General features: G+C 37.4%; 6 protein-coding genes and 1 pseudogene. 4 read left to right on the top strand and 3 right to left on the bottom strand.

Annotation, left to right across the window (positions count from 1 at the left end):
* A pseudogene (locus FJV36_RS07375) lies at window positions 1–5,298 on the bottom strand (DUF11 domain-containing protein); the annotation flags it as partial.
* Window positions 5,299–5,749: 451 nt separating this feature from the next.
* On the opposite strand from FJV36_RS07375, the gene FJV36_RS07370 reads away from it, so the two are divergent.
* The 3 genes from FJV36_RS07370 to FJV36_RS07360 all read left to right on the top strand — a co-directional run bounded on the left by FJV36_RS07370 (window position 5,750) and on the right by FJV36_RS07360 (window position 9,285).
* Window positions 5,750–6,235 (top strand): histidine phosphatase family protein, encoded by a 486-nt coding sequence (locus tag FJV36_RS07370; RefSeq protein WP_086454186.1) that lies wholly within the window; start codon window positions 5,750–5,752, stop codon window positions 6,233–6,235.
* On the top strand, window positions 6,232–8,319 hold the full coding sequence (gene ppk1 / locus FJV36_RS07365; protein WP_086454187.1) for a polyphosphate kinase 1: 2,088 nt from the start codon (window positions 6,232–6,234) through the stop codon (window positions 8,317–8,319). The genes FJV36_RS07370 and ppk1 overlap by 4 nt, the downstream gene beginning before the upstream one ends.
* 75 nt (window positions 8,320–8,394) lie before the next feature.
* Window positions 8,395–9,285, top strand: coding sequence for a Ppx/GppA phosphatase family protein (locus FJV36_RS07360; protein WP_158729209.1), 891 nt, complete (start codon window positions 8,395–8,397; stop codon window positions 9,283–9,285).
* Between the two features lie 16 nt (window positions 9,286–9,301).
* Here FJV36_RS07360 and FJV36_RS07355 read toward each other — a convergent pair whose 3' ends face one another.
* Complete coding sequence (locus FJV36_RS07355) at window positions 9,302–9,589, bottom strand: DNA polymerase III (RefSeq protein WP_233264573.1); 288 nt, start codon at window positions 9,587–9,589, stop codon at window positions 9,302–9,304.
* 37 nt (window positions 9,590–9,626) lie between these two features.
* Here FJV36_RS07355 and FJV36_RS07350 point away from each other — a divergent pair, with 37 nt between their 5' ends.
* Window positions 9,627–9,923, top strand: coding sequence for a hypothetical protein (locus FJV36_RS07350; RefSeq protein ID WP_158729208.1), 297 nt, complete (start codon window positions 9,627–9,629; stop codon window positions 9,921–9,923).
* Window positions 9,924–9,951: 28 nt separating this feature from the next.
* On the opposite strand, the gene dnaX is transcribed toward FJV36_RS07350, so the two are convergent.
* Complete coding sequence (dnaX, locus tag FJV36_RS07345; protein ID WP_158729211.1) at window positions 9,952–11,037, bottom strand: DNA polymerase III subunit gamma/tau; 1,086 nt, start codon at window positions 11,035–11,037, stop codon at window positions 9,952–9,954.
* Between the last annotated feature and the right edge of the window lie 2 nt (window positions 11,038–11,039).

The following is an 11,039-nucleotide window of genomic DNA, read 5'->3' as shown; positions in this document are numbered from 1 at the left end:
TGTTATTGTTCCAGTAGCATTCACTGTACCACAACCACCTGTTAATGGAATGCTATAGTTGAATGTTCCCGAAGCTGTTGGAGTACCACTAATTGTAATTGTGTTCGATGCCCATGCAGCAGCAACTCCAGCTGGCAACCCATTTGCACCTGAAACGCCATCATTTGAAATCCCTGTTGCACCAGTAGTAGCGTGCGTAATATTTGTTACTAGCGTATTGATACACAACGTTGGCGTACTTGATGCAGTTCCTGCTGTATTAGCTGGTGTAACTGTTATTGTTCCAGTAGCATTCACTGTACCACAACCACCTGTTAATGGAATGCTATAGTTGAATGTTCCCGAAGCTGTTGGAGTACCACTAATTGTAATTGTGTTCGATGCCCATGCAGCAGCAACTCCAGCTGGCAAACCATTTGCACCAGAAACTCCAGCATTTGAAATCCCTGTTGCACCAGTAGTAGCGTGCGTAATATTTGTTACTAGCGTATTGATACACAACGTTGGCGTTGAAGAAGCAGTTCCTGCAATGTTGTTTGGTGTAACTGTTATTGTTCCAGTAGCATTCACAGTACCACAACCACCTGTTAATGGAATGCTATAGCTGAATGTTCCCGAAGCTGTTGGAGTACCACTAATTGTAATTGTGTTCGATGCCCATGCAGCAGCAACTCCAGCTGGCAAACCATTTGCACCTGAAACGCCATCATTTGAAATCCCTGTTACACCAGTTGTAGCGTGCGTAATATTTGTTACTAGCGTATTGATACACAACGTTGGCGTTGAAGAAGCAGTTCCTGCTGTATTAGCTGGTGTAACTGTTATTGTTCCAGTAGCATTCACTGTACCACAACCACCTGTTAAAGGAATACTATAGCTGAATGTTCCCGAAGCTGTTGGAGTACCACTAATTGTAATTGTGTTCGATGCCCATGCAGCAGCAACTCCAGCTGGCAAACCATTTGCACCTGAAACTCCAGAATTTGAAATCCCTGTTGCACCAGTTGTAGCGTGCGTAATATTTGTTACTAGCGTATTGATACACAACGTTGGCGTTGAAGAAGCAGTTGCTGCTGTATTAGCTGGTGTAACTGTTATTGTTCCAGTAGCATTCACTGTACCACAACCACCTGTTAAAGGAATGCTATAGTTGAATGTTCCCGAAGCTGTTGGAGTACCACTAATTGTAATTGTGTTCGATGCCCATGCAGCAGCAACTCCAGCTGGCAAACCATTTGCACCTGAAACTCCAGAATCTGAAATCCCTGTTGCACCAGTAGTAGCGTGCGTAATATTTGTTACTAGCGTATTGATACACAACGTTGGCGTACTTGATGCAGTTCCTGCTGTATTGTTTGGTGTAACTGTTATTGTTCCAGTAGCATTCACTGTACCACAACCACCTGTTAATGGAATGCTATAGTTGAATGTTCCCGAAGCTGTTGGAGTACCACTAATTGTAATTGTGTTCGATGCCCATGCAGCAGCAACTCCAGCTGGCAAACCATTTGCACCTGAAACGCCAGAATCTGAAATCCCTGTTGCACCAGTAGTAGCGTGCGTAATATTTGTTACTAGCGTATTGATACACAACGTTGGCGTACTTGATGCAGTTCCTGCTGTATTAGCTGGTGTCACAATAATCCTTCCTGTAGCATTCACTGTACCACAACCACCTGTTAATGGAATGCTATAGTTGAATGTTCCCGAAGCTGTTGGAGTACCACTAATTGTAATTGTGTTCGATGCCCATGCAGCAGAAACTCCTGCTGGCAACCCATTAGCACCAGAAACTCCAGCATTTGAAATTCCTGTTGCACCAGTTGTAGCGTGCGTAATATTTGTTACTAGCGTATTGATACAAACGGTTTGACTTGTACCTGCTGCGGTCGTATTTTGAGGGGAAAAGGTAATTATTCCATTAATTATTGTAGCATTACAAGGTGAACTATGACCCGAAGTAGTTATGGTGTAAGTACCCGAAGCGGTAGGAGTACCGCTAATAGTTACTGTTTTATTCGTTGTATTAATATTAGAAGAAAGTCCTAGTGGTAAATTTGTAACGGTCACGGTAGTTGCGCTTCCACCATATGTATATTGAGTACTTGATATGGCAGATCCATTGCAAATACTTTGATTTTGAGTGCCACTAGTTAAAACTAATGTAGAAACTTCATTTACAACTGCTGCTACGGCAATTCTTGAACTAGATGCACAGCCATTTGCAATAGCCTCCACATAATATGTTGTCGTTGCATTAATAATTGGAGTAGTAAATGTTGTACCAGATGCTAACAAAGTTCCACCTTGAGCATTTGCATACCAATTAATTGTACCCGCAGATGCTGTAGCTTGTAGCGGTACTGTTCCTGATCCACATCTTGATCCGGGTGTAGTTGAAGTTATTGTTGGGATAGTGTTAATTGTTGCTAAAACAGCTGTTCTTGATGAAGTACAACCATTTGAGGTAACATTAACAAAATATTGTGTGCTCACTGAAATATTTGGTGTGGTAAAACTATTTCCTGTAGCTATTGCAGTTCCTCCAGAAGCTGCTGAGAACCAATTTAAGACCCCTGAAGAAGCTGATGCACTTAAAGTAACAGTACCAGGCCCACAATTAGATCCAGGTGTAGTATTTGTTATTGAGGGTGTAGGATTGATAATAAAACTTGTAGATGTCCTACATGGTGAATTTCCACATGACACGTAAAATACCGTCGTACCAGCAGTGTTAGTATTGGCTAGGCCTGATCCTGTTACTCCTACTGGGTTAAAGGACGAACCACTAAAAATAGGAGTGCCTCCGCTAGGTTGTGTGTACCAATTTGGAACAGTACTACCATTACATCCTGCGGCAGTTAAACTTCCTGATCCACCAATACATATAGAGACCCCAGTTGTTGATGGTGCTCCTGCAAGTGCATCAACTGTAAAAGGGCTAGATGTTGAAGTGCAGTTATTTGAATTAGTAGTTGTGAGCTGATAAGTACCTGATGCTAAATTCGAAAAAACACCAGTTGAATTCGTTATTGTGGCACTGGCAGGATTTATTCCTGTCAACGAATAGGATGTGCCAGTGCCATTAGGAGGAGAACTTACAGTTATACTACCTAAGGGACTGGAACAAGTAGGCTGCGTTACAGTTGCATTTGGTGCTACTGGTAAAGATAGAATAGTAACATCATCAACTGTCACATTTGATAGAACACCATTAAAGTTTGTTCCATTGACATTTGCCTGATTGAATCCCTCGTATGTTTTATTTGCAGTCCCATAAGAATTTGTAAATGCCGTAATATTTCTATTTGGGTTGGCTGAAGTCCTAGTTGGGTCTCTATATAAAGCTTGTGCTACAACATTATTAATACCATTTGTTGTAGAGGATGTCACTATACCTCTCAAGGTTATTGTTACTGTAGCGTCAAGAGCAATAGTAAAACTTCCTAATAAAGGATTGCTTGATGTTCCCGTATTAGTTAGTGCTCCAGAAGGACCTGAAGCTCCTACCGAATAGGAAGCACTAGCTGAAACAAAATTTATACCAGTTGGCAACACAAAATCTAGTAATACCCCTGCAGCACTGCCTGAACCAGTATTTCTAATTTCAATACTATAAACAATTTCATTATTTACAGTGTTACATACTGACTTCGTTATAGATTGTACACTGGTTTGTAAAGAAGGAAAACAATTTGAGTTAATTTGAGTATATTGTGGTAAATCAGATGTTATGAATGTAGAGGAATTACCTGTGCCACCATTAACTGCACCATGATTGATGGCACCAGTTCCACCATTGTTAGTTAATCCTGCTAAACCAGGGTTCACATTAGTCGAAACAGTTCCTCCTGTTACGTTATATTTAATGATTCCACCACCACCACCACCACCAGGTCCGTGTTGGTTAGTGCCATCATTTTCTGTATTACCACCATTTCCACCTCTTGCTTGAATGGTTATTGATGCTGTACTTGAATTTGTTACGTTTAGAAATACACTTCCTCCAGCAGCTCCACCACCTGCGCCATCAGGTGATCCACCGAAAGCACCTGATGCTCCATTTCCACCATTAGCTAAGATAGATCCTGTGCCAGTAGTAGTACCCGCATTTATTATAATAATTGCGCCACCTACGCCACCTTTTACACCAGTTGTGGCATTATTTGCATCACCAGCTCCTCCGCCGCCTCCCATAACTAAGCGGTTTAATGGAGCCACAGTTCCTGTATAGGATGTAAATCCTGGTCGGCCACCACCTGTCAAAGGACTAACATCTCCAGTACCACCTTGCCAACCTTTTCCTCCTAATCCTCCATAACCTCCATTACCACCACCACCACCACCGGCATTGTGATCGTTACCACCCCCACCGGCGTTTCCTGGAGCTCCTCTTCCTGCTGATCCACCTGGCATTCCTTCAACACCATTATCTACTTGATTGTATCCATCCCACATATATCTGGGTGTGCCAGCTATTCCCTCTCCTTTACCAGATATTGATGTATCGGATGCAAGGCCAACATAATTAGTTGAATTGTTAGCACCTGAATTGGCACGTGGACTATAACCTCCACGAAATCCTCTTGCGTTACCATCAATCGTTCTACCATTGAAATTAAAGGTGCCAGAGACGTTAAAGGCAATAACACCTCCCGAGGTCCCATTAAATGGTGGAGCTGTAATATTTGTAGTAAGTGTTAAATTTGAATATTGTGGGACTCTAATAATTTGAAATGTTCGTTTTCCTCTAGTAGTAGTTGCAGCAGCATTAAAAAAACTATTAATAATCCCTCCAGTAGGTCCTGCTCCTTTAAATGTTAAATTACCACCTGTTAGCGGTACACTATTAGTTGCTATAACATATTCATAAATACCTGTATTACCAATATTTGTATATCCTGAACCACCCAGTCCATCTACAGAAGTAATTGATCCTGATCCATAAGATGTAGTATTTGTAAAATTAATTTCTGCATCTTGCATTTGGATGATAAGCAAAAGATCACCAGCTGCAATAGCAGTTGTCCCAAAACTGTTACCACTTGCATCGGTACTGGGTACAGAGCCAAGTCTAATTGCTTGCGCTCCAGTATTTAAATTGGGGTCATTAGGAAGAGTAGGATAGTAAGTATTAACGGAACTAGTTATATTAGCCGGACCATCTACGCCGGGAGTTCCACATATCTGGCTATACAAACTTTCAGTAAAGATGAAGTTTAAAAATAGAGTTAAAACAAAAAACTTGAGTAAAGAAACTTTATTTTTAGTACCGGAATGAAAGTAATGGTTTTTCATGTTTTGTGTATTCTTATATTTTGGATTAATCTTTATTTAAAAGATTTCAATTTATATCTTTTTTTTTGGTTTTTTATTTTAAAAAAAAAGCCAATTGTCTCATTATATTTTTAATAACAAAGATAATTATTATTTATTTAATACAAATAATACTCTTTTAATGACCTAAATAGCCGACAAATGACTAGTTTTTGTAGATAAATGATATTGTTCTATGTAAATTAAGATCTAATTTTATTTTGTTTTTAAAAAAAATGACTAAAATCTCTATTTGTTGTTTTTTTTGATTTTTATAAATTATAAAATGATAGTTAATTAATTTGCTAAAGCTTTGAAATTTAAATATTTGTAATATATAACTTGCCTTACAAATAAATACGTTTTTTTTTGTACTTTGGTTTTACTTTTAGTCCAAGTTGAATCAATTAATTAATGCCAAATAATGTAAAGTATGAAAAATTTAATTTTGGTTAGGCATGCAAAGTCGAGTTGGGAGGTCCCCGTTCAGGATAAAGATCGAGTATTAACATGTAATGGCATGAAAGATGCCCATTTTGTGGCTGGTCACGTCAAGTCTTTGTTGCCAAAAACATTTACTATATGGTGCAGTACTGCAAAAAGAACTACAAATACGGCGTTAATTTTTGCACAAAATTTTTTGTTTCCGCTTGACAGTATCATTTACAAAGACGACCTTTATACCTTTGATAGAAAACAACTCCAAAAAGTGGTTGAGTCCTGTCCAGATGACATAGAGAGTTTGATGATTTTTGGTCACAACGAAGCCATCACTGATTTTGTCAATCGTTACGGGGATGTGACCATAGATAACGTTCCTACCTCAGGATTTGTTTTTTTGAAATTTGATACGACCCATTGGAAAACTATAAAAAAAGGTAAAACAGAACATATATTATTTCCCAAAGATTTAAAATGAATAAAACGTTAGCATACAAATATATTGATAGAGAAAAAAGTTGGTTGGCTTTTAATGCAAGGGTTTTGCAAGAGGCGGGTGACCCTTCGGTTCCTTTACTAGACCGTTTGCGTTTTTTAGGCATATTTTCGAATAATTTAGATGAGTTTTTTAGAGTTCGTTTTGCAGCCATAAGACGTTTAAGTTTAACCGGAATCACTGGTGAAAAATACCTAGGAGGAATTTCGGCACAACAACTGGTAAAAGATATTACTGAAATTGTTATTGAGCAACAATCAGAAAGTTTACGAATTCTAAACATTATAGAAAGTGAACTAGAAACAAAAAATATTTTCATCATCACCGAAGCAGATATTTCTGTAGAACAAGAAATTTTCTTGAAAGATTTTTTTATTCAAAAAGTGAGTCCTGAGTTGGTGACTATCATTTTGAATGATTTGGCTGAATTTCCAGTACTTAAGGATACTTCTGGTTATTTAGCCGTAAAACTGGTTATGAAAAGAGATGACGAAGTTAGGTATGCTGTCATTGAAATCCCTAAAACCATTAACCGTTTTGTGGTCCTGCCATCACATGATGAAAAGCAATACATTATACTTTTAGATGATGTTATTCGTCATAACTTAAATAATATTTTCAATATTTTTGATTACGAAAGTGTATCCGCGCATATGATAAAAATCACTAGAGATGCGCAACTTGACATTGACAGTGATTTAAGTAAAAGTATGATTGAAAAAATCTCTTTGAGTGTAAAAGATAGAAGAATAGGGGAGCCGGTACGTTTTATCTACGATCAGTTGATTGAAGAGGATACTTTAAAATTCTTTCTAGATAAAATGAAAATTGTTTCAACAGATAGTATAATCCCTGGCGGTCGCTACCATAACAGAAGAGATTATATGGACTTCCCTAATTTAGGTAGGTATGATTTATTGTATGAAACTAAACCGCCGTTGCCTATTCCGGGTTTAAGTTTAGAGGGAAGCATGCTAGAAAAAATCAGTGAAAAAGATTATTTGCTGAATGCTCCTTACCAATCTTTTTCATATTTGACTAAGTTTTTGCGTGAGGCTGCACTTGATCCAAAAGTAATTTCAATTAAGATTACATTATACCGTTTAGCCAAGAATTCTCAAATCATTAGTTCCTTAATTAATGCTGCCAAAAACGGAAAAAAAGTAACGGTTCAAATAGAATTACAAGCCCGCTTTGACGAAGCTTCAAACATCTCTTATGCAGAGCAAATGCAACTGGAAGGTATTGAACTTATTTTTGGAATTAAGGGATTGAAAGTTCACAGTAAAATATGTGTTATTGAAAGAGTAGAAAACTATAAAATAAAACGTTATGGTTTTATCTCAACGGGAAATTTTAACGAGTCAACCGCAAAGGTCTACACAGATGTAACTTTGTTTACTAGCCACCAGCAGATCTTGAAAGACATCATGAGAATTTTTGAATTTTTTGATATTAATTATAGAGTACATCGTTACAAACATTTAATTGTTTCCCCACATTACACAAGAACTAAGTTTGTGAAATTAATTGACAGGGAAATCATACACGCACTTGCAGGAAGAAAAACGCATATTAAACTAAAAATGAATAGTTTGTCTGACTTTGCCATGATTGATAAACTTTATGAAGCCAGTCGAGCAGGTGTGAAAATTCAGCTTGAAGTACGAGGTATATGTTCCTTAATTCCTGGAATTCCGGGTATGAGTGATAATATCGAGGCTATAAGTATTGTTGATAATTACTTAGAACATTCAAGAGTGTATATTTTTGGAAATGCAGGTCAAACAGAAGTCTATATTTCATCGGCTGATTTTATGTCTCGAAATCTAGATGGTAGGGTAGAAGTTACCTGTCCTATTTATGATCAAGATATTAAAAAAGAACTGATTGACAATTTTGATATTGGCTGGAAAGGAAACGTAAAAGCAAGGTTTCATTCTCATAAATTTGATAACAAATATCGCCCTCGAAACCATAATCCTATCTTTAGAGCGCAGCTAGAAACGTACCGTTATTATGAAAAAAAACTAGAGGATGCTACTAAGAAAGAAAATTTAGCATAGTTTTTGTTTTACCAATTATAATTTTAACCTGAACGGGATCCGTCACCTTGATCAGGAGTTTCAAATACAAGAAATATGATTCAAATAAAAAAATACGCTGCAATTGATATTGGCTCAAATGCAATGCGATTGTTAATTGTCAATATTGTGGAACAAGACGGCAAAGAACCGCAATTTAATAAAAGTTCCCTTGTGAGGGTACCTATCCGTTTAGGGCAAGATGCTTTTACAGTGGGTGAAATTTCTGCAGAGAATATCGATAGAATGTGCGATGCGATGAAAGCATTTAACTTGCTGATGAAGGTACACAAAGTAGAGCGTTATATGGCATTTGCAACATCGGCCATGCGCGAAGCGTATAACGGCAAAGAGGTTGTTGCTATCATAAAGAAAAAGGCCGACATAAAAATTGAAATTATTGATGGCAAAAAAGAAGCTGCCATTATTGCTTCAACTGATTTACATCATTTATTAAAATCAGATCAAACCTATTTATTTGTAGATGTGGGTGGTGGAAGTACCGAATTTACTTTGTTTTCCAATGGTAAAATGATAACCTCTAGGTCTTTCAAAGCAGGTACAGTACGCTTACTTAATAATATGGTTTGCGATGTAGTGTGGAATGAAATTGAGAAATGGATTAAAACCAACACTCAAGAATATGACGAGGTTACACTTATAGGATCTGGTGGAAACATCAATAAATTATTTAAATTATCGGGTAAAATTCAGGAAAAACCATTGTCTTACATCTACATGAATTCGCAATATTCTTTCTTAAGTTCTTTATCTTATGAGCAAAGAATATCAGAATTGGGATTAAACCCAGATCGAGCTGATGTAATTATTCCTGCTACTCGCATTTATATGAATGCTATGAAATGGAGTGGTGCCAGAAATATTTATGTGCCTAAAATAGGTCTGTCTGATGGAATTGTAAAAGCCATGTATTACGGTAAAATATAACGTTTTCTTCTTGTAATTAAGCGTCTAAATCTAATCCAAATGTGGTGCGTAAAAGCTCTATATTTGGATTTATTTGTAGTAACCTGTTGTAGCGGTCTTGGTCGTTAAAACTTCTTTTTGTTTCAATAGTTTCGTTTACAACTACGTTTATAGTAATGTCATGATTGTGTAAATGACCTTTTAAATAGCCTAACAATCCGTGTAGTTGACTTTCAAAATCTAGCTTTGAACCTTCGTTTGGCAGTTCAATAGTAATTGCAGTTCCGTCTAGTTTTGGGTCGTTTATTAGCAATAACGATTCCATTATTTTAAATCCCTTGTCGCCTAATCGTTGCGCATATTTGTTCCAATACACTAGCATTTCAGTCTCTGTAAAAGATTCGGTTGGTAAGTGTAATGTTTCTTTTACTATTCCTTTACTGCTTTCTTCAAGTGCTTTTTTTGCCCGAATACTTGCGAGTGAAAATGCAGAAACTTTTGGTTCTCCAGTATTTGAAACGGGAGTAGCAGCAACAGGAGTTGGAATTACTTTAGTGGGCTGCTGTATTGTAGTCTCAGCTGGAATTCCTGGTTTACTTTCAGTGGCAGAGTTAGAGGTTACCGCCGTTTCTATTTTTTTTGCGACACTTATGGAGTAGTCGTTTTTTCTAAAATACGTGGGTGGAATTATATATTGCTCAACTTTTTTTTTTCTCCATCAATAGTGATAGAGGCAAGTTGCATCAAACAAAGTTCTACAAGCAGTCGCTGGTTTTGACTCAATTTGTATTTTAAATCACAATCGTTAGCAATATCGATTCCTTTTAATAAAAAATCTTGAGTGCATTTTTGAGCTTGTGCACCATACATTTGCTGGGCTTGTTCTCCTACTTCTAACAAAGTTAAAGTAGCTGGAGTTTTAGATACTAGCAAATCTCTAAAATGAGATGCCAATCCTGATACAAAATGATGCGCATCAAAACCTTTGGCAAGGATTTCGTTAAAAGCCATTAATAATTCTGGAATTTTGTTTTCCAAAATTAAGTTGGTCACGTTGATGTACGTTTCGTAATCAAGCACATTCAAGTTTTCAGTAACGGCTTGACGGGTTAAGTTTTTGCCGCAAAAAGAAACGACTCTATCAAAAATAGAAAGGGCATCACGCATGGCACCATCCGCTTTTTGAGCTATGATGTGCAAAGCATCATCTTCAAAAATTACGCCTTGACTGGTAGCGACTTCGGCAAGATGTTCTTTGGCATCTTTTACGGTTATTCTTTTGAAATCAAATATCTGACAACGAGAAAGTATTGTCGGGATGATTTTATGTTTTTCGGTCGTGGCCAAAATAAAAATGGCGTGCTTAGGTGGTTCTTCTAATGTTTTTAAGAAGGCATTAAAAGCTGCTGAGGACAACATGTGAACCTCATCTATAATGTATACTTTATATTGCCCTGTTTGGGGTGGGATTCTAACTTGGTCAATTAAATTACGAATGTCATCTACAGAATTGTTTGAAGCGGCATCTAGTTCAAAAACATTGAAAGCAAAATCTTCGGTAGGATCATCATATCCAGGCTGATTGATTTTACGAGCTAAGATACGTGCGCAAGTGGTTTTACCCACACCACGAGGTCCTGTAAACAACAAGGCCGATGCTAAATGGTTGCTTTCTATAGCATTGAGCAAAGTGCTTGTAATGGCTTTTTGTCCTACAACATCTTTAAAAGTTTGTGGACGATATTTACGGGCCGATACAACAAATTGTTCCATAG

This window comes from Flavobacterium sp. I-STPP5a, assembly GCF_009764685.1.
Lineage (GTDB): Bacteria > Bacteroidota > Bacteroidia > Flavobacteriales > Flavobacteriaceae > Flavobacterium.
Note: the sequence above shows the minus strand (reverse complement) of the source record. Positions and strands in the feature narration are given on the sequence as shown.